Source organism: Mycolicibacterium sp. XJ870, from assembly GCF_053483975.1.
This window is the reverse complement of the sequence record NZ_JBEFTI010000001.1, coordinates 1,390,703-1,410,865: the sequence shown is the minus strand read 5'-3', so window position 1 is coordinate 1,410,865 and position 20,163 is coordinate 1,390,703. Positions and strand designations below refer to the sequence as shown.

18 protein-coding genes are annotated in these 20,163 nt (G+C 66.9%); 6 read left to right on the top strand and 12 right to left on the bottom strand.

All coding sequences use genetic code 11. The features are described from left to right. The first annotated feature begins 90 nt into the window (after positions 1–90). Positions 91–594, top strand: coding sequence for a M23 family metallopeptidase (locus tag ABQF30_RS07050; RefSeq protein ID WP_448462066.1), 504 nt, complete (start codon positions 91–93; stop codon positions 592–594). Between the two features lie 18 nt (positions 595–612). After that, a complete protein-coding gene (locus ABQF30_RS07045; RefSeq protein WP_448462065.1) occupies positions 613–1,572 on the top strand; it encodes a TIGR03621 family F420-dependent LLM class oxidoreductase in 960 nt (319 codons plus the stop codon). Here ABQF30_RS07045 and ABQF30_RS07040 read toward each other — a convergent pair. Together ABQF30_RS07040 and ABQF30_RS07035 are read right to left on the bottom strand one after the other, a co-directional pair. Beyond that, positions 1,569–2,438 (bottom strand): alpha/beta fold hydrolase, encoded by an 870-nt coding sequence (locus tag ABQF30_RS07040; protein ID WP_448462064.1) that lies wholly within the window; start codon positions 2,436–2,438, stop codon positions 1,569–1,571. The genes ABQF30_RS07045 and ABQF30_RS07040 overlap by 4 nt on opposite strands. 35 nt (positions 2,439–2,473) lie before the next feature. After that, positions 2,474–3,376 carry a tyrosine recombinase XerC gene (locus tag ABQF30_RS07035; protein WP_448462063.1) on the bottom strand — a complete coding sequence of 301 codons (903 nt, stop codon included), beginning with the start codon at positions 3,374–3,376 and terminating at the stop codon, positions 2,474–2,476. 146 nt (positions 3,377–3,522) lie between these two features. On the opposite strand from ABQF30_RS07035, the gene ABQF30_RS07030 reads away from it, so the two are divergent. Beyond that, positions 3,523–3,846, top strand: a complete 324-nt coding sequence (locus ABQF30_RS07030) for a hypothetical protein (RefSeq protein ID WP_448462062.1) — start codon at positions 3,523–3,525, stop codon at positions 3,844–3,846. A 5-nt stretch (positions 3,847–3,851) separates the two neighbouring features. Then, positions 3,852–5,366, top strand: a complete 1,515-nt coding sequence (locus ABQF30_RS07025) for a sensor domain-containing protein (RefSeq protein ID WP_448462061.1) — start codon at positions 3,852–3,854, stop codon at positions 5,364–5,366. A gap of 5 nt (positions 5,367–5,371) precedes the next feature. Here the strand turns inward: ABQF30_RS07025 and ABQF30_RS07020 are convergent, their stop codons facing one another. The 7 genes from ABQF30_RS07020 to ABQF30_RS06990 form a co-directional block, all read right to left on the bottom strand. Beyond that, complete coding sequence (locus tag ABQF30_RS07020) at positions 5,372–6,532, bottom strand: alpha-hydroxy-acid oxidizing protein (RefSeq protein ID WP_448462060.1); 1,161 nt, start codon at positions 6,530–6,532, stop codon at positions 5,372–5,374. A gap of 36 nt (positions 6,533–6,568) precedes the next feature. Continuing rightward, positions 6,569–7,438: a siderophore-interacting protein gene (locus tag ABQF30_RS07015; RefSeq protein WP_448462059.1), complete on the bottom strand. Its 870-nt coding sequence runs from the start codon at positions 7,436–7,438 to the stop codon at positions 6,569–6,571. 79 nt (positions 7,439–7,517) lie between these two features. Then, entirely contained in the window at positions 7,518–8,654 is a 1,137-nt protein-coding gene (gene dprA, locus ABQF30_RS07010; RefSeq protein ID WP_448462058.1) for a DNA-processing protein DprA, read from the bottom strand. Next, a complete protein-coding gene (locus tag ABQF30_RS07005) occupies positions 8,651–10,162 on the bottom strand; it encodes a YifB family Mg chelatase-like AAA ATPase (protein WP_448462057.1) in 1,512 nt (503 codons plus the stop codon). The genes dprA and ABQF30_RS07005 overlap by 4 nt, the downstream gene beginning before the upstream one ends. Position 10,163: 1 nt before the next feature. After that, positions 10,164–10,559, bottom strand: coding sequence for a YraN family protein (locus tag ABQF30_RS07000; RefSeq protein ID WP_448462056.1), 396 nt, complete (start codon positions 10,557–10,559; stop codon positions 10,164–10,166). 124 nt (positions 10,560–10,683) lie between these two features. After that, positions 10,684–11,499 carry an alpha/beta fold hydrolase gene (locus ABQF30_RS06995; protein ID WP_448462055.1) on the bottom strand — a complete coding sequence of 272 codons (816 nt, stop codon included), beginning with the start codon at positions 11,497–11,499 and terminating at the stop codon, positions 10,684–10,686. Positions 11,500–11,506: 7 nt separating this feature from the next. Further along, positions 11,507–12,445: an MOSC domain-containing protein gene (locus ABQF30_RS06990; protein WP_448462054.1), complete on the bottom strand. Its 939-nt coding sequence runs from the start codon at positions 12,443–12,445 to the stop codon at positions 11,507–11,509. Between the two features lie 99 nt (positions 12,446–12,544). Here ABQF30_RS06990 and ABQF30_RS06985 point away from each other — a divergent pair, with 99 nt between their 5' ends. Next, entirely contained in the window at positions 12,545–13,150 is a 606-nt protein-coding gene (locus ABQF30_RS06985) for a TetR/AcrR family transcriptional regulator (RefSeq protein WP_448462053.1), read from the top strand. Positions 13,151–13,192: 42 nt separating this feature from the next. On the opposite strand, the gene ABQF30_RS06980 is transcribed toward ABQF30_RS06985, so the two are convergent. Next, positions 13,193–15,547, bottom strand: coding sequence for an arylsulfatase (locus tag ABQF30_RS06980; RefSeq protein WP_448462052.1), 2,355 nt, complete (start codon positions 15,545–15,547; stop codon positions 13,193–13,195). Positions 15,548–15,700: 153 nt separating this feature from the next. Here ABQF30_RS06980 and ABQF30_RS06975 point away from each other — a divergent pair, with 153 nt between their 5' ends. After that, the gene (locus tag ABQF30_RS06975; RefSeq protein ID WP_448462051.1) at positions 15,701–18,259 is read left to right on the top strand and encodes an AMP-binding protein; all 2,559 of its coding nucleotides are present in this window, start codon (positions 15,701–15,703) and stop codon (positions 18,257–18,259) included. Here the strand turns inward: ABQF30_RS06975 and ABQF30_RS06970 are convergent. Both ABQF30_RS06970 and ABQF30_RS06965 read right to left on the bottom strand, forming a co-directional pair. Continuing rightward, positions 18,143–18,943 (bottom strand): acyl-CoA thioesterase, encoded by an 801-nt coding sequence (locus tag ABQF30_RS06970; protein WP_448462050.1) that lies wholly within the window; start codon positions 18,941–18,943, stop codon positions 18,143–18,145. The two genes, ABQF30_RS06975 and ABQF30_RS06970, sit on opposite strands and share 117 nt — an antisense overlap. Continuing rightward, positions 18,940–20,163, bottom strand: coding sequence for a CoA transferase (locus ABQF30_RS06965; RefSeq protein ID WP_448462049.1), 1,224 nt, complete (start codon positions 20,161–20,163; stop codon positions 18,940–18,942). The genes ABQF30_RS06970 and ABQF30_RS06965 overlap by 4 nt, the downstream gene beginning before the upstream one ends.

Below are 20,163 nucleotides of genomic sequence, written 5' to 3'. Positions count from 1 at the left end.
TTTTGCCACGCGGCAGATGGCGCTGACATCATCCACAGCCGGCCCGATTGGGACTACCGGCGCCGCACTTGGCCGCGGTGAACTGGACCGGTGAGATTCCTCGCGGCCGCGCTGGTGCTAGCTCTGATCTCGGCGGCCCCGGCCGAGGCCGACAACGGACGGCTGCAGTGGCCCATCACGCCCCGGCCCGCGGTGACGCGGGCATTCGATGCACCCTTCCCCAACTGGAACCGCGGCCATCGCGGCGTCGACCTGGCCGCCGCGCCCGCACAGGCCGTCTACGCCGCAGGCCCGGCAACTGTGGTGTTCGCGGGTGTGCTGGCCGGCCGCCCGGTGGTCTCCCTCGCTCACCCCGGCGGACTGCGCACGAGCTACGAACCCGTGCGCGCCTCGGTGCGGGCAGGGCAACTCGTGGCGGCCGGAACGGCGATCGGCGAACTCGTGGCCGGCCATCCCGGCTGCCCGGTGGCGGCATGCCTGCATTGGGGTGCGATGTGGGGCCCCGCGGCACGGGCCGACTACGTCGACCCGCTCGGACTGCTGGCCGAAACGCCGCTCCGGCTCAAGCCGTTGCACGACGTCGAAGGCCGCTGATCGCCCTACCCTCGAGTTATGACCACTGCGGCTCATCGCGATCGGCCCACGCGCTTCGGCCTGCACACCGCGCTGCCCAGGGGCGTCGACTTCGCCGACTTCGCGGTTTCCGTCGAGAAGGCGGGCTTCGACGTGCTGACCATCCCCGACCATCTGATGGCGTCGCTGTCCCCGTTCGCCGGCGCCGCCACCGCATGCGCGGCGACGTCCGGCATGCACACCGGCTCCCTGGTGCTCAACAACGACCTGCGCCACCCGGTCGACACTGCGCGCGAGGCTGTCAGCTTGGCGGCCCTGTCCGGTGGCCGGTTCGAGTTGGGTCTCGGCGCCGGCCACATGAAATCCGAGTACGACGCCGCGGGGCTCAAGTTCGATCCAGGGGCTATCCGAGTGGACCGGCTGATCGAATCCGTCGAGGTGATCGCGCCGCTGCTGGCCGGTGAGCCCGTCGATGTCGACGGCGCGCACTACTGTGTGCGCGCCGACGCCGGCGTGCTCGTCGCTGCGCCGGGCGTCGCGGTGCCGCTGCTCATCGGTGGCAACGGCACGCGAGTTCTGCAGTTGGCGGGCCGGCTCGCCGATATCGCTGGGCTGGCGGGTTTCAGCCACAACCACGATGCGACCGAGGTTCGATTCACCCACTTCGACCCCGCAGGTCTGCAGGACCGGATTGCCGTGGTGCGGGAGGCCGCCGGTGACCGCTTCGACGCGATCGAGCTCAATGCGCTCATCCAGTTCGTGGTGCGCACCGATGACCGGGCCGCGGCTGCGGCCGAGCTGGCCGCACCCTTCGGTGCCGACCCAGAACTGCTCCTGCAATCCCCGTTCGTGCTTCTGGGCACGTATGAGCAGATGGCCGAGGCGTTGTCCGAACGGCAACGCCGGTTCGGCGTGAGCTACTGGACGGTGTTCGACGAATGGCCGGGGCGCGAATCGGCGATGCCGCACCTCGCCGAGGTGATCAAACTGTTGCGTTAGAGACTGTCGAGAAAATCGGCCGTCGCACGGACGACGGCTTCGGGCGCATCGCGCTGCACCCAATGCCCTGCGCCCACAACGATTTCCAGGCTGGCCGTCGGGATCAACCGGGCCGCGGTACGCGCGTGTGCGACCGGGACGCCGCTGTCCCTGTCACCGTGCACGATCAGCGCGGGCCGCGGAAACGACGTCAGCCGCGGGCTGTAGTCAGTGCGCAGCTTGTTCCACAAAACCTGGTCACGCTGCCATTGCTCGAACGCCTTGAACCCGCTCGGCCGGCCTGCTGCCGCCATGATCTCGTCCATCAACTCGTCGGTCAGTTGTGCCGGATCTCTGATGAGGGCTTGCATGCTTTTCGCCATCGCCGCCCTGTTGGTGCCGACCCATTGTGTGACCGCACCCAGCAGGCCGGTTCGAACACTGGCCCAGGTGAGCAGTTGTCGGACAGCCGACATCGGACCGTCCGAGAGCCGGGGCATGATGCCGTAGCTACCCAGCAGCATCGCGCCGACAACACGGTCTGGACGATCCAGTACGTGGCCGATGGTCAATGCCCCGCCGAGCGACAACCCGCCGATCGCATAGCCGTCGAGGTCGAGCGCGTCGGCCAACTCCGCCACGTAGGCGACCAGGCGTTCCTGGGTCATCGGCAGCTGTGCGGGCGGGCTGTGACCGTAGCCGGGGTGGTCCGGGGCGATCACGCGATAACCGGCCGGCGCAAGCCGCGGCCCGATCCCACCCCACGACAAGGACGCACTGTCCACGCCACCGCCGTGCAATAACAGGACTGTCCGGGTCGGATTCTCTGCCTCCCAGGTGAGGTATGAGACTGCTCCCGACGGCAAATCGATGGTTGATCGGGTCACGGCGCCCTTCTCGTTAAACGAACGACTCGTCCTCGTCAGGCCCGCGGGTGGGCCTGATCGTGCACGGCACGTAGCCGCGCCACGGTGACATGCGTGTACAGCTGGGTGGTGGCCAGCGTGGTATGGCCGAGGAGTTCCTGCACGATCCGCAGATCGGCGCCGCCCTCCAGCAGGTGAGTTGCCGCACTGTGGCGCAGCCCGTGCGGGCCGATGTCAGGCGCACCGTCCACCGCGGACATCGTCTGGTGCACGACGGTGCGGGCCTGCCGCTGGTCGAGGCGGCGGCCGCGCGCACCGAGCAGCAGCGCTGGCCCGGATTCGGACGTAGCCAGCGTCGGCCGGCCTTCGGACAACCAGGAATTCAGCGCCACCTGCGCCGGTTCCCCGAACGGGACGGTGCGCTGTTTGTTGCCCTTGCCCAGCACTCGCAGCACGCGACGCGCGGTGTCGACGTCGTCGATGTCCAGCCCGCACAGCTCGCTCACCCGGATGCCGGTGGCGTAGAGCATCTCAACGATCAGCCTGTCCCGCACAGCCAGCGGATCTCCTTGCTGTGCACCTGAATTCAGCGCGGCCATGGCGTCCAAGGCCTGGTCTTGCCGCAGCACAGCGGGCAGCGTCCGCCGCGCCTTGGGGACCTGCAGCCTGCTGGCCGGGTCGGTGGACATCTGACCCCGCCGCACCGCCCATGCGGTGAAGGTCTTCACCGAAGACGTGCGGCGGGCCAGCGTGGTGCGGGCCGCACCCGCGGCGGCCTGGTCCGCCAACCAGGCCCGCAGCAGAGGCAGGGTGAGGTCCGACTGAGTGGCGGCGCCGGTGCGCTGCGCGACGAAATCGAACAGCGCCGTCAGGTCACCGCGATAGGCCCGCCGGGTGTGCGCCGAGTAGCCACGCTCCAGCCCGAGATACTCGTCGAACTCGTCGAGCAGGGACTCCATTCCCCCACCGTGTCAGATGGCTCGCCACTGTCCATCCGACGCGCCGCGAAAATGAGGTATCGCAATACTCGTGCCGACCGATATCGCCGGGATCACACTGAGTCGGGAGTGGCCGACGACGGGAGTTGGCGATGCGGGTGCTACCGGTGAGTCTCGCTGCGACAGCGGTTGGGCTCGTGCTTGCCTCGTCGACGCTGACGGCCTGTGGAAGTGAGCCGGAACCCGAGACCACCAGAACGATCACGGTGACGGACCGAACCGAAACGACGACGCTGCAGACGGAGACCACGTCGTCGCGAACGACAGGTGTGGCGACCTACACCCCACCACCGACTACGTCTGGACCGACCCCGACGACCACCACGTTCATCGGCACACCGACCACCACACCCCCGGCAACCACAACGCCGACGACCCCGATGACCGAGCCCCCGGCAACGGGCCCGGGTCCCACTCCCCCGGAGGGCTGACGGGAATGAGCGAGGAGGAGGGTCCGATCCCGCCGTCGGTACACAAGTGGATCGGTGTCATCGGGTTGGTCGTCGCGCCGACCACCCTGGTGACGGGCCTGTGCTATTACTTCGGGTACACCGCGACCCGAAAAACCTTGGCATACCTCGGCATTGACTCCGATGCGGTCGGATTCACCACCAACGACTACGTGACGAAGAGTACCGGCGTACTTTTCGTGACAGCCTTGGCCTCGTTGCTGGTGTGCACGGCCCTGCTGGGATTGTGTGCGTATCTGCGGCGGGTGGCTGACTCCGGGCAACGTATCCGGATGCTGCGTATTTTCGCGTGGTCGCTCGTAGTGCTCGGGGTGGTGGCCATGGTCCGTGGCGTCGTCGGGGTCATGTGGACATCGCAGGCTCGTGACCGCCAACTGTGGCTGACACCTGTGGCACTGGGTGTCGGCGCAGGCCTGCTGCTCTTGGGCGCCTGGATATTTCGCATCGTCAGACCGGAAGCCGGCCGACCACCGCCTACCGCTGTCGAACGGGCATTGTTCGCGGTGGCTGTCGCCGTCGTGGTTCTGGCGGCGTTCTGGACCACCAACATCTTCGCCACCAAGGCCGGCGAAGTCGACGGCAACAATGCCGCCGGAAGCCTGTGGTCGAACGAAACCACGGTCATCCTCGACACCAGCGACCGACTGTTCCTCCCCGAAGAGCTGATAAAGACCAGTCAGCTGACCGACGCCGCGTCACCACAGGGCGAAACGTTCCGCTACGAGTGCTTCCGCGGATACGCCGTCCGTGGTGATCTGTGGGTCCTGCTGCCCGCCAACTGGCGTCCGGAGTTCGGGTATGCGGTGCTCGTGAGAACGGACCCGGTGCACCGGATCACGCTGCGCACCATCAAAGGCGCACCTGACCGAATGGGTGGGGAAGCCAACGTCCGCGAATACTGGCCGTGCCCGGAACTCGTACGCACCGTCAACGGACCCGAGGTGCAGACGCACCTTCTTCCTGCTGCCGAGGTCAGCCGGATACTCGGGGCCGCCGATCTCTCCGTGTCGAACGAGTTCTACAAGGATCCCTCCGCCGACGGGATAACCACCCAGAACTGCGTTGACGCAGTGGATTCCACGTTGCAGGCGGTGTCCAGCGAGACGGGCTACAAGAAGCGATACGGGCGCGAACTGTCCGGGCGAGGCCGGGAGTCACCGCTGTGGGTGCAGGAGAGCGTCATCGAGTTCGACACCCCGCGCCGCGCAGGCGAATTCGCGGAGAGTACGAAGTCGGCGTGGCTCGGTTGCGGCGATTCGGACGTGCCGATCAACCGCAATGGAAACGACGAGCAGTACAGGATCGGGAAGGTCACCGATGAGACCGGCCTCGTCGTCACCGAGATCACCTCGCCCGACAAGTGCCTGCATGGGGTCGGCGCGAAATCCAACGTGGTCGTCGATGTCAAGGTCTGTGGGACTGCGACTTACGACAATGTGAAGAGCCTTGTCGACGCCATCCGGGACAGATTCCCGGAGTGATCGGTTCAGTCCACCCGGCGCAACGTGTCGGGGGTCAGGTCGGCCAGCGTGGGATAGCCGTCGACGGCCATGATCAGGTCCGCTTCGGCCAGCAGCGCGCGCAGCACGTGCACGATGCCGTCGGTGCCGCCCAAAGCCAGGCCGAATGCGTATGGTCGGCCGACCCCGACCGCGGTGGCCCCCAGCGCGAGCGCTTTGACGATGTCGGCGCCACTGCGGATGCCCGAGTCGAACAGCACCGGCAGCCCGTCGGCGGCCTCGACCACACCCGGTAGGCAGTCGATCGCGGGCAGACCCCCGTTGGCCTGCCGCCCACCGTGATTCGAGCAGTAGATGCCGTCGACGCCGCCGTCTTTTGCGCGGCGGGCATCGTCGGGATGGCAGATGCCCTTGACGATGAGCGGCAACGTGGTCAGCGACCGCAGCCAGGGCAGGTCGTCCCACGTCAGCGGGTTGCCGAACAGGCTCACCCAACGCAGCACAGTGGCTTGTGGGTTCTCGTGCGGCGGCTGCTGCAGCCCGGCGCAGAACACCGGGTCGCTCGTGTAGTTGGCCAGACACTTGCCGCGCAGCTGCGGAAAGTTCGAGGTGGCCAGGTCGCGCGGTCGCCAGCCCGGCACCCAGGTATCCAGCGTGACGATGATGCCCTTGAACCCGGCGGCTTCGGCGCGCTGGACGAGACTGGCGGCCAGCTCCCGGTCGGTCGGCGTGTACAGCTGGAAAAAGCCTGGGGTGTCACCGAATTCAGCGGCGACGTCCTCCAATGGATCCTCGGTCAAGGTCGAGACCACCATGGGGACACCAGTTCGCGCGGCCGCCCGGGCCCCGGCCAAGTCACCGTGGCCGTCCTGGCCGCAGATGCCGAGGACACCAATCGGCGCCATGAACAACGGCGAGGGCAGGTTCAGCCCGAACAGATCGACTGAAAGGTCGCGTTCCCGTTGAGCATTGAGCATGCGTGGCATCAGGCCCCACCGGTCGAATGCGGTGCGGTTGACCCGCTGGGTGCGTTCGTCACCCGCCCCGCCTGCGACGTAGGACCAGATGGACGGCGGCATCGCGGCCTGCGCTTTGGCCTCCAGTGCCGCGTAATCCATCGGCATGGTCGGCAGCACGCCGGACAGGCCCTGAAGGTAGATCTCGAGCTGGTAGTCGCCGTATGCCATAGCGGCTACCTTTCCATGCCGGCGCGCCAGCTGCCTTTAGCCGACGGTGTCGGCCTCGGCTTTGGCCAGTTCGGCCTTCCACTGCCGGAACGTCTCCTCGGTGCGCCCCCGGCGCCAGTAACCCGAGATCGACGACGCCCATTTCTTGTCCACACCGCGTTCCTTGCGGATGTAGGGCCGCAGGTTGTGCATGACGGCCTGGGCCTCACCATGGATGAACACCTGCACCTGGCCGGGCAGCCACTGCGCTTCCTTGACCGCGGCAATCAGCGGCGCATTGTCGCCCGCCCTGTCGTCACCCACCAGATCAGCTCGACCGCCGCGGTAAATCCAATTCACCTGGACACCGGAGGGTGCTTTGAGCGCGACCTCGTCGTCAGGGCCGGCCACCTCGATGAAGACCCTGCCGACAGCGTCGTCCGGCAACGCTTCCAACGCCACGCTGATCGCCGGAAGTGCGGCTTCGTCACCGGCCAACAGGTGCCAGTCCGCTGCCGGGTCCGGCGAGTACGCACCGCTGGGCCCCATCAGGTACGCGGGCTGTCCCGGTGCGGCCGCGGCCGCCCACGGCGCCGCGACACCGTGGTCACCGTGTACGACGAAGTCGATGGCGATTTCCCCGCGTTCCTCATCGACATCCCGGACGGTGTAGGTCCGCACTGTCGGCCGTTGTTCGGCCGCAAGTTCGTTGAAGCTGTCCATGGTCAGCGGTTGTGGCAGCGCCGCGACGTCGACTCCGTCGGGAACGATGACGAGCTTGACGTAGGAGTCCGTGAACTCCCCGGGCTTGAACGTGCCGAAGCCGGCGCCGTTCTGGCCGTTTCCACCAAGGACCACCCGCACCATGTGCGGGGTCAACTGCTCGCTTCGCAGAACCTGAAACGTATGCACGGGCCGTCCTGCCATACCGCCTCCAAAACTCCTCCACCGACCGCTCGTTGGCCGACCTCACCGACTATACGGAGACGGCCGTCCCGCACGAGGTCTACCGGCGCCTGCTCACCCGCCGCCAGCAGCCGGCCTCGGCAACCACAAGCCCGGCGATCTCGAGCATCGTCAGCGGACCGAGTACCTCGTGAGGTGGAACACCTGCCGCGAATGCGACCTCGTCCACGGTCTGCGCACCACGGGCCGGCAAGGCGTCATAGACCCGTTTCTCGGTCGGGGTGAGCTGATCCAGCGGCGTCGACGGGTGAGGCTGTTCCGATGCCAGTTCCCCGATCCGGCCCACCCGTTCGACCACCTCAGCCGCCCGGCCGACCAGAGCGGCACCGCCGTCGCGCAGCAGTACGTGGCAGCCCGCGGATGCGGCCGAGGTCACCGGTCCGGGCACGGCACACACCTGCTTGCCGAGTGCCTTGGCCCATGCCGCGGTGTTGGCCGCACCACTGCGCAGGCCGGCCTCGACCACCACGGTGGCTCCCGACAGCGCCGCCACGAGGCGGTTGCGGGTGAGAAACCGCAAGCGCCCGGGCGCGGTTCCAGGCGGATACTCGCTGATCAGTAGACACTCCTCGCGGATGCGGCGGAACAGTGCGCTGTGGCCGGCCGGGTACGGATTGTCGATGCCGCCGGCCACCACAGCCACGGTGATGCCCTCGCATGCCAGCGCGGCGCGATGGGCTGCGCCGTCAATTCCGTAGGCCCCGCCGGAAATCACGGTCACATCCCGCTCCGCCAGTCCTGCGGCCAGTTCGGCGGCGACGTGCTCACCGTAGGCGGTCGCCGCGCGAGTACCGACGATGGCGGCGGCGCGATAGGCGACCTCGTCGAGACGGGCCGGACCGATCGCCCACAACGCCAGCGGCGCATGACCGTTCGGTCGATTGGGTGTCTTGCTCAACGCCCCGAACGCCCTGAAAGCCAGTAGCGGCCATTCGTCATCGGCCGGGGTGATCAACCTCCCGCCCAGCCGATCCAGCGTATCGAGATCCTTAGCAGCACAATCAAACTCCCGCCGCGCCTCGACCCAACGCATCAGGTCCGATGCGATGTGACCGGCCTTGACCTTCGCGGCGGCCTCGACCGGACCGACCCGCTCCACCAGCAAGCTCAGCTCTTGGCATGGCTGTTCGGCCACCCTCGACAGATAAGCCCATGCCAGCCGTACCTCGTCAGTCACGACACACCTCCGGCCTGACGGAAGCTCAACGCGGCGGTCACATCGGCCAGCGTGGGCGTGGTGCGGCCCGCGAGATCAGCCAAGGTCCACGCGACCCGCAAGCACCGATCCGAACCCCGCATGCTCACGCTGCCGCGGTCCAGCGCCGTCCGCAACGGCTCCATCGCCGTGTTGGGCAGCCTGAACTTGCGCCGCAGCAGCGACCCGCTGACCTCGGCGTTGGTGCGGATACCGTACGGTCTCCAGCGCTCCTCGGCGGCGAGGCGGGCGGCCGCGACCCGACCCCGCACCGTCGCGGTGGATTCCCCGGCTTGCAGCGTGAACGCGCCGGCCGTGACCGGATGCAACTCGACGCGCAGGTCCACTCGGTCCACCAGCGGCCCGGACAACTTGCCCCGATAGCGCAGCCTCGCCTGGGCCGAACAGACGCAATCGGCCGAATTGGGTGGCGCGCACGGGCACGGGTTGGCGGCAAGGACCAGTTGGAACCGGGCCGGATAGCAGGCCACCCCGTCCCGGCGGGCCAGCCGGATCTCCCCATCCTCCAAAGGCGTTCGCAGCGCCTCGAGTGCGCTGGCCCCCATCTCCGCGAATTCGTCCAGGAAGAGCACACCCCGATGGGCCCGGCTGACTGCGCCAGGTCTGGCCCACCCGCTTCCTCCCCCGACCAGCGCCGCCACACTCGAGGTGTGATGGGGCGCGACGAAAGTCGGCCGGGTGATCAGCGGGGTGTCGCCCGCCAGCAGTCCTGCGACCGAATGGATCGCCGTCACCTCAAGCGACTCACTGTGCGACAGTGGCGGCAGAAGACCGGGAAGGCGTTGAGCCAGCATGGTTTTCCCGATGCCGGGCGGACCCGTGAGCATCAGATGGTGCGCCCCCGCGGCGGCGACTTCGACGGCGTAGCGGGCATGGGTTTGACCAACGACATCGGCGAGGTCAGCCGTCGCCTCGGGAGTACGCGACGGCGCGGCGATCCGGCCTTGCAGTTCGGCTTTACCCTCGAACCAGGCCTGCAACTGAGCGAATGTTCGTACCCCCCATACCTCGATGCCCTCGACGAGACTTGCCTCCGCCAGGTTGTCGACGGGCACGACAACCGCCGGCCGCCCCTCGTTCTTGGCGGCCAGCACCGCGGGCAGGACACCGTGGATAGCGCGCACCCGTCCGTCGAGTGCCAGCTCACCGAGAAGAACGGTCTTCTCCAGGCGGGCCCAGGCGGTCTTGGTGTGCGCCGACAGCACCGCCGAGGCGAGCGCGAGATCGTATGCGGACCCGACCTTGCGCAACGTCGCCGGCGACAGGGCGAGCGTCAGGCGCGACATCGGCCAATCGTTCCCACAATTCGTGATCGCCGCGCGGACCCGGTCGCGCGACTCCTGCAGCGCAGCGTCGGGCAATCCCACGAGGTTCACGCTGGGCAGGCCCGAGGTGATGTCGGCCTCGATCTCCACGATCACCCCGTCGAGCCCACGGACCGCGACCGAATATGCCCTCCCCAAACCCATCTCAACCCACCCCCTTCAGATGAGTGAGCTTCAACATCTCCCACCCCGGCCCGTCCGATGGTTCTCGGCGACGCCCGATCCGCACGCCGATCACGTCGATACGCACCCCAGCCCACCGCGTGTCCTGCTGGGCCAACCACAGCGCGGCCAACCGGCGGAGCCGTCGCACCTTCACCGGCGTCACGGCCTCGGCAAGCCCACCGAAGCCGTCCCCGGTGCGGGTTTTCACCTCGACGAACACCACGGTGCGAGAATCCGCGTCCACGGCGATCACGTCGAGTTCGCCGTACCGGCACCGCCAGTTGCGCATCAGCGTCTGCAATCCGTGCGCCGTCAGATACTCGACGGCCAACTGTTCGCCGAGCGCCCCGATCTCGGCCCGTGTCATTGAAGTCATGACCACACCGTGCAACCACGGACCGACAGAACCCGCTCAGTTCACGGGGTTATCCCCAACCCTGACTTCATCCACAGGCGGTCACTCCCAAACCACAGTCTGGGCGTCAACAATGCTGACGGCTCTAAGACTCATGGCTCAGCCCACTGACCCCACGAAAAAATCGGCGTACGGCCTCCGCGAGTTCCTGAGGGTGCTCGTGATAGGTCGCGTGCGTGCCCGGGACGGTGGCCACATCCACGCCAAGACGCTTGCCGAAACGCCTGGCCATTTGCGCGAAGACGGGAAGGCTGTCCTCGCTCACGAGCAAGCGGACCGGGACGGTGATGGCGGCCAACGTCTCATCGTCGGGCATGTACAGGTCGTAGGTACCAAGCTCGACCCCGAACAATGTACTGGCGGAGTCGCGCAGACGCTTACGAAGCGAAGGTGCGAGCCGGGTCCAGCCGTCGTCCCCGGCCACGTAACACCAGAACCGCTCCACCGCACTCCGCGGCCCACCGATTTCCATCGCCTTCTGGATCGACGCCCGCACAGGGGCTGGAACGGCGTCGACATTGTCGACCAAGGCGTACAACATCGGCTCGTGGAGGATTGCGCCGCGCACCGAGCCGGGATGACGGATCATCAGGCAGAGCGCGAAAGTCCCGCCGCCGCTTGTACCGAAGATCGCCGCAGGACCGGTCCCGAGTGCGTTCAACAGGGCCGCCGCGTCGTCGGCCTGCTCCTCCGGCGATGTCGTCTGCCAATTGTCGGGCACAGGACTACGCCCGTTGCCGCGCCGGTCATAGCTGACGACCATGAACTCATCGGCCAACCGGTCAGCGAGTGCGTCGAAATGGCCGCCGTCTCCGGTCGCGCCCATGATCAACAAGATGGGTGGTCCAGCTCCCCTGATCTCGTAGTAGAGCGTGGTCGCGTTGACATCGATTGTCGGCATCTCAACGTCATTCCGCTCTTCCCGCAGACATCTTCTTGATCATCGCCGCCAGCGCGTCCTCTCGAGGCTCCACGCGTTGGAGGCCAACCGGATCGCCGGTGCGCACCACTCCGGCCCTGACGACCTCTGCATAACTTCCGGCACAGACGGCTTGGCCCAACGAAAACACTTGCTTACGACCGACTCGAGCGATCGTCTTCAGCACACCCAGGTCCCTCGGCAAACCAGGTTGCGCGAGCGTCGTCATCACGCAACGCGGCACGGGCAGGACGACGTGGACTATCACCTCAGTGCCGATGTGTAGGTGACAGCCCACCCAATCGTCTTCCTCACCCAGTTCGCCTCCGTCATCGATGAGGATGTTCGGTCGCAACCGCCGCGGATCCCAGTCGCCGGCCGGGTATTCGGCCGCAAACCCACGTAACGTGCTCGCGGCCAAGACATGTAGCGCGCCGATGTCGAGCAGGGTGCCGGGTGCTGCCATTCCGACGATGAAGTCCTTAACCCGCTCGCCTTCTTCATCGCGGAACTGGGCCATGACCGCATCTGCTGCCCCGACATCCTCGATGCCCTGCGAGGCCAACTCCGCTGAGGCGCCGTTCGGCGCGCTGTTGAGCATGCGCACGTCGCGACCCACCAGTTCCGACACGCGGCGCGCGAGCTCGGAGGGGTCATCCCGCACCACCGCGCCGTCGGGAAAAGTGACCTCTATCGACGGGGACGGCGTGTCCGGCCGCGGCGGCGACAGGAATCGCGCACGGCACTCCATCAGCGCGCCGAAGCGCTTGGGACGCTTGGCACTCACCACTTTGCCCGTCTCGACGTCCAGGAACCCATACGCACGGTCGCCCACCACCCCGCCCGGGCCGATCCGCACTTCCCCAACTTCCTCGCCCGCCATCGACTTGACGGGGTAATGCCAGAGCCGGTCAACGTATGCGGGCATTGGAATCTCCTAAAACGAATAATCATTCAGTATGGCCATACTCCGTTGTCGAAACGGGCATGTCAAGAACGGACGTTCATTTTGTGGCATGCTGCAGGCATGCCGAAGGTCAGCCAGGAGCATCGGACAGCACGCCGGGAGCAGATCATCGACGCGATGTTGCGATGTGTCGCTCGAGAGGGCTTTCACAAGACGACCATGGCGACCGTGGTCGCCGAGTCCGGCCTGTCAGCGGGCGCGGTGTACCTCTATTTCAAGAGCAAAGACGACCTGATCCGGGCGATTGCGGAGCTCGTCGCCGGCGAGGGACTATCTGTCGTACTGGACGGCGCGGCCGACGAGGTCCCGCCGCCACATCAGGTGCTAGCGGCTGTGCTGGAGCGGGTCCTCGCATTAGGCGAGGAGCGCGGGGTCGAACTACATCGCGTGGCACTCCAGGCGTGGGCCGAGGCCGCTCGGGCCCCCGAGATCATGGCAATCTACCGGCGCCAGGGCAGCCTCGGCCGTGCGGCGTGGGCCACCTATGTCGAGCGCGCGATCGCCGCTGGACACCTGCCGCGCGACGCCGACCCGGTGCGGACCGCTCACACGTTGATCGGACTGATCCCGGGCTTCATGGTGCAGCGACTGGTCTTCGAAGACCTCACCCCCGCGGCCTACGCCGCAGGCCTGGCCGACCTGATGGGCCTTCAAACTCAACCGTAGCCGCCGACTGTGACTTAGTGACACGCTCGTACGGCGTACGCCTCAATCGCGCGCAAAGGCCGCGTCAAGCACCGCACCGGCGGCACGCTCATCGCGACCGTCACCGGCGAAGTCGAGGATGACCTCCCCGAGCCCGCCACCGGAAAAGGCGTATGGCGAAGCGAACGAAGAGGACACCGAGTAGACGACACTTCTGCCGACCGACACGGTTTGCATGATGTCCAGGCCGTTCATCCGGACGTCGGCCAGCCTGCCCACCACAGCGTCATCGACGAGCAGTTCCATCTCACCCAGCGCGTCGAACGTGCCCTCGATCGCCCCCGTCCGAGTGAACGTCACACGGAAAGCGTGCTGCCCCACCGTAATCGGCTCATCAGCCACCACAACCTGCTCGTTCCCACCGTAATTGCACACATACCGCAGCCGGCCGTCCTGCAGGAACAGCACCTGGCCGCCGCACCGATTCCCTTGCGAAAAGACCACGCCTTCGGCGTCGGGACGCTCAACCGAAACTCCAACATGCAATGTGAACGAACGGCCGCGGGTCAGCCCACGCAGCGACGTGTGGCCGGCAGGGGCGTTCGGGTAGTACACCGCTCGCTGCGGCGGTGCGGCGGCTTGTCCGGCGCTACGGGCCATCAGCTCGGCCATACTCCGATCGTCGAGCGGATAGGCCCGGTATTCCATTGCCTTGGCGTGCCATAGCGCTTTGAGTTCGTCGAGCTTGTCGGGATGTTCGGCGGCGAGATCGCGGAGCTGACTGCGGTCGGTGTCGATGTGGTACAGCTCCCAGCGATCCTGACCGAACTGCGACCATCCCCGCGGTCCTGACGCCGTCGCGGCGTGCACGGTGCCGGCGAACCAGCCGTCGTGCCAGATTCCCCGGGTTCCCATCATCGAATAGAACTGGGTGCCCTTGCCGGTCGCGGTCCCTGGATCCTGCAGCGCCGCAGCGAAACTCACACCCTCCATCGGCCGCTGAGCGACGCCTTTGACGACGTCGATGTCGGCGATCCCCAGCAAGTCGTACACCGTCGGGGTGACATCGCTGACGTGCACATAGTGGTCACGCACCGCACCGTGCGACGACGAGAGTCCCGCCGGCCAGGAGATCACACAGGGGTCGGCGATGCCGCCTTCGTGCGACGCATAGCGCTTGAACAGCTTGTAGGGAGTATTGAATGCCATCGCCCAACCGGTCGAGTAGTTCATCTGCGTGGCGGGCCCGCCGAGCTCGTCGAAGCATCGCAGCGCGGCCGCGGTGGTGTCGGCGCTGCCGAACATCGGCACCGATTCATCGAGCGCACCCGTCGGGCCACCCTCACCACTTGCCCCGTTGTCGGACATGATGACGACGATCGTGTTGTCCAGCTGCCCGGTTTCCTCGAGGTGGTCAAGGATCCGGCCGATCTGAGCGTCGGTGTAACTGCAGAATCCGGCGAACACCTCGGCCATCCGGCACGACACCCGCTTGTCGTCGTCGGAGAGCGAATCCCACGGCAGGACGTTGTCTTTCTCGGGCCATCCAACACCGTCCGGACTCGTGCAATCCGCGTACGGATTCATATCGGAAAGTTCGGTGTCGGCGGGCAGCACGCCCAGTGCTTTCTGGTTGGCCAGGACGATGTCGCGGTAGCGCTCGTAACCCATGTCGAAGCGGCCGCGGTACCGGTCGGCCCATTCAGCGGCGACCTGATGCGGTGAATGTCCGGCTCCTGGACACAGGTACATGAACCACGGCTTGTCGGGTGCTGCCGCGCGATGATCACGCAGGAAGCCGATTGCGTTGTCGGCGAGGTCTTTCGACAGGTGATACCCCTGCTCGGGGGTCGCAGGCGGGTCGATCGGCTGATTGTCGCGGACCAGGCTCGGATACCACTGATCGGTCATCCCGTCGAGGAATCCGTAGAAGCGGTCGAATCCTCGGCTCAGCGGCCAGTACCGGCGTGACCCTGCGGCGTGGCAGTCCTCCATAGGAGCCAGGTGCCATTTGCCGACGGCATATGTCGACCATCCCCGTTCGGCCAGTACCTCCGACATCAGCGCGGTTTCTGCAGGTATCCGACCGTGGTGCCCCGGGAAGCCGTTCGCGAGATTCACCACCGACGCCATGCCGACGGAGGTCGGGTTTCGGCCAGTGAGCAGGGCTGCTCGGGTCGGCGAACACAGTGCCGTGGTGTGGAACTGTGTCAACCGCATCCCGCGGTCGGCGATGCGGTTGATGTTGGGCATCTCCACCAAGCCGCCGTAGCAATCCCACGTGGCGAAGCCGACGTCGTCCCACAGCAGGTACAGCACGTTGGGCGCGCCGTCGGGCGCAGTGGCGCCCCGATACGGCGCCCAGTCGGGTACCGACTCCCGGATGTCCTCTGCAGCCGTGCCGCGGAATTCCACCATGTGTTTCTCCTGTGCTGGATGGCCGTGGTGTCTGGGTGCCTAGCAGTGCTTACTACCGTACGGACTTCCAGCACGGGGGAACACTCCTCACCGGGCGTGCCCGCCCGCTATCGTCGGTACCCACAACTGGCACGGAAGGGTTTGCCCGATGTGATGGACGCGGCCTCGAACTCCCTTCCCGACGCGCTACGTGCCCACGGTGACCGCATCGCGGTGATCACCGCAACCCAACAAGTGACCTACCGTCAGCTGGCCTACCGGGTGTCCGCGGCCGCGGCTGCCATCGGTGCCGGGCGACGGCTGGTACTGCTCGAAACACACAACGATCTCGCCACCCTGGTTCATTACCTCGGCGCGGTGGCCGGCGGCCACGTGGCATTGCCGGTGCCCGCCGGCGCCGACCACTCGGCAATCATGCGTACCTACTCCCCGGACACCGTCATCGATGCAGCCGGGATCCAGCACCGCCGACGCGACAGTGCCCATCTGCTACACGACGATCTCGCGCTGCTGATGTCCACGTCGGGCAGCACCGGCTCGCCGAAGCTGGTGCGGTTGTCGCGCACGAACCTGCTCAGCAATGCCTGTGCCATCGCCGAGTACCTGGACATCCGCGAAACAGACCGGGCCGCAACGACGTTGCCGATGTCCTACTGTTACGGACTATCGGTCATCAACAGCCACCTGCTGAGCGGCGCGGGCCTGATCCTCACCGGCCACTCCGTCGTCGACGACGAGTTCTGGCAGCTGTTCACCGAACACCGGGCCACCAGCTTCGCCGGCGTGCCGCATACCTTCGAGTTGCTCGACCACATCGGGTTCGACGCGATGCCGCTCCCCCACCTGCGGTACATCACGCAGGCCGGTGGACGCATGGTCCCCGAACGGGTCCATCACCTGGCAACCCTCGGGCAGCGCCGGGGCTGGCAGCTTTTCGTGATGTACGGGGCAACCGAAGCCACCGCCCGGATGGCTTATCTACCACCGGAATTGGCCCTGTCGCGGCCGGGAGCCATCGGCCGGGCGATACCGGGCGGCGAGTTCTCGATCGAATCGCGCGACGACTGGCCCGACGGTACCGGCGAACTGGTTTACCGCGGCCCGAACGTGATGCTCGGCTACGCCCGGGGCCCCGAAGACCTCGCCCTCGGTGCCACCGTGTCGGAACTACGCACAGGCGATATCGGGCGCCGCGGGCCCGACGGACTCTACGAGATCGTCGGGCGGAGCAGTCGTTTCGTGAAACTGTACGGATTGCGGATCGACCTGCAGCGTGTCGAATCTGCCATCGCCGATCATGGGATGACGGCTCTGTGCACCGATGATGACGACGCGATCGCCGTCGCCGCAACCCGGCCCCACCACATACATCAGGTCCGGCAGCTCACGGCTCGCGTGGCAGGCATCCCGGTCTCGGCGGTACGCGGCGCTGTCGTCGACGAACTGCCGATGCTCACGTCCGGTAAGCCGGACTATCAGGCCGTACGCACACTGGCCCGTCCTGACCCCGCCGGTCCCGACTGCTCGGATCTGCGCGAACTGTTCGCCGATGCGTTGAAGATCGACTCCACCGGCATCGATGCCGACGCCAGCTTCGTCGACCTCGGCGGCAATTCGATGACCTATGTGGCGACGTCGGTGCGGCTCGAACGCGCGCTGGGCCGACTCCCGACCGACTGGCACCGCATGACACTGTCCCAGCTGGAACAGCTGCGGGTCCCAAAGCGACGCTGGGGCGCGACCGTCGAGACGAGCGTGGCGCTGCGAGCCGCGGCGATCATCATGATCGTCGGCTCCCACGCCGGTCTTTTCACGCTGTGGGGCGGGGCTCACCTGTTGCTCGGGGTCGCCGGATACAACTTCGCCCGGTTCTGTCTGACACCGGCGCCGAGGAGGCAGCGGTTGCGACATCTGCGCACCGCGATTGCGTGGATCGCGGTGCCCTCGATCGCGTGGATCGCGATCGCCTTGGTGCTGACCGACGACTACCACCCGTCGAACCTGTTGCTGGCCAATAAGATCCTCGGTCCGCCGGACAGCATGACCGCCGGCCGGTTGTGGTTCATCGAGGTACTGGTCTGGATTCTGCTGGGCCTGGCGGTGGTGTGCTGGCTGCCTGCCGCCGACCGCGCCGAACGGACACGTCCGTTCGGCTTCGCTATGGCGTTCCTGGCTCTCGGACTGACCTTGCGGTATGACCTCGCCGGGTTCGAGCTGGGCCGTGAGGCCTGGTTCACGGTGCTGGCGTTCTGGTTCTTCGCGGCAGGTTGGGCGGCGGCCAAGGCAACTCACGCGTGGCAGCGCGTTCTCGTCACGGCGGCACTCGCTGTCGGGCTGCACGGCTACTTCGGCAACAGTCACCGGGAAGCGTTGGTGCTGGCAGGCTTTGCACTGCTGATCTGGCTGCCGTCGCTGCGGTGCCCGGCAGTCGTGGCGATCGGTTGCGGTGTGCTCGCCGAAGCGTCGCTCTACATCTATCTCACGCACTATCAGGTGTACCCGCTGTTCGAGGGCCATCCGGCCATCGGCGTGCCGGCGTCACTACTCGTCGGCGTGGCATTCACATACCTGGTGACGAGGGCACGGAAGTGGCTGTCACTGCGGCGTGCGGTCGGCCATCAGCCCTTCCTGCACCAGGGTCGCGGCGATGGCGCCGTCGGCGCGGATGAGGCTCGAGGTGATGACCCCGCGACCACGCGCCGCGGCCGGTGAGGACGACTCCAACAGATTCCACTCGTCGGCGCGCAGTGGGCGGTGAAACCAGATCGACGAATCCGTCGTGCCGCTGCGGTGGCTGCGGGACCGCATGGAATAGCCATGTACGGCCAGGGCGGGATCGATCCCGTACAGATCAGTGACATATACCGCAATCAGTGTGTGCAGCAATGGATCATCGGGCAGCGCGACTGTCGCCCGCCACCAGAACCGCCGCACGAACTCGCCCGTCGACGTGTCATCGGCGATTCGGATGTCGAGTTCGTCCAGCGGCAGGGACGGTGCGGGGCCGGGTGGCCCGGTGCGCGGCAGCATCTCGGGGTCGTGTGGGACGGCGATCTGGCCGTGTTCGGGCCCGGCGAGCGCCGTCGCGAAGGAGACCGTTGCCGTCGTCAGGAGCCGGCCGTTCTGATGGGAATCGACCCGACGGGCAGCCGCGGTCCGGCCGTCATAGACCCGGTTCACCCGGTAGTCCACGGGATCGCCTGCCTCCGCACCGCGCAGGAACTGCAGGTGAATGTTGGTCGGCGTCCGGTCTTCGGTGATGGTGCGGCACGCCGCTGCCAGGCTCTGCGCCGCCAGCAGCCCACCGTAGGCCCGCTTGCCCGCGGGTCCGCTGGCCTGACCCGTCCACCCGTCCCCCTCGGCCTGCACGTCCAGCAGCCGCTGCAATGTGCTCACTGGTCGGTGGAACCCATTGCCACAGTGCCTGATTCGGTCAGGCTCGCGATCTCGTCGGCGTCCAGCCCGAGGCGTTCGGCGAGCACCGCTGCGGTGTCGTCGCCCAGCGCGGGTGCCGCCGCTGCTGGTGGGTACACACCGCCGATGGACACCGGCAGACCGGGCGCCAGGTACTGCCCGATACGCGGCTGGTCCAGCCGGGTGAACAGTGGGTTGGCGGTGACACGGTCGTCGACGGCAACCTCGCCGAAGGTGCGGTATCGCTCCCACAGCACCGAGGTCTCCGACAGGGCGGTGGTGATCTCCTCAGCCGTGTGCTCACTGAACCACAGCGTGAACAGGCCGGTCAGCGCGTCGCGGTGGATGAACCGCTGGCCCTCGTCGCCGAAGTCCGCGGCGAGCGCCTCGGCTAGGGCGGCAACGGCTTTGGTGGTCCCGGTGACCTCGGTGAGATCCCGGAAATGCCTGCCGGTCAGTGCGACGAGCATGAACCCGACGCCGTCACTGCTGGTGAAGTTCTGTCCGTAGGTGCCGTACAGCGTGTTGCCCAGCCGCTCGCGTGTCGTCCCGTTGATCATCACCTCGGTGAGGAACCCGAGATTGCCCGCCGTGGCCAGCGCAACGTTCTCCAGCGGGATGCCGATGCGGGCGCCCTCCCCAATCGAGTCGCGGTGCCGCAGCGCGGCGCTCACCGCCAGCGCGACATACAGCCCGCAGCTCACGTCCCAGGCCGGCAGCACGTGGTTGACCGGCGTAGACAATTGGGCGGGCCCGGTGACGAGCGGGAAACCCAGCCCCGCGTTGACGGTGTAGTCGACCCCGGTGCCGCCGTCTGCTCGCCCGGCCACCTCGACATGAATGAGATCGGGCCGCAACTCCGCCAACGTGTCGTACGAATGCCATTGTCGCCCGGCAACATTGGTGATCAGCACCCCCGCCTCGGCGATCAGCCGCTGCACCAACTGCTGCCCTGCAGGCGATCGCAGGTCGGCGGCCACCGACCGTTTGCCCTTGTTCAGCCCGGCCCAGTAGATGCTCTCGCCGTTGTCGGTGAGCGGCCAGCGTCGATAGTCGGCGGCCCCGCCGATGGGATCGACCCGGATCACCTCGGCGCCCAGTTGGGCCAGCGTCATGCCGGCAAGCGGCACCGCGACGAAGCTGGAGATCTCGATGATCCGCACTCCGGCCAGCGGCCGGGTCGAAGATGCAGGTTCCGCCAT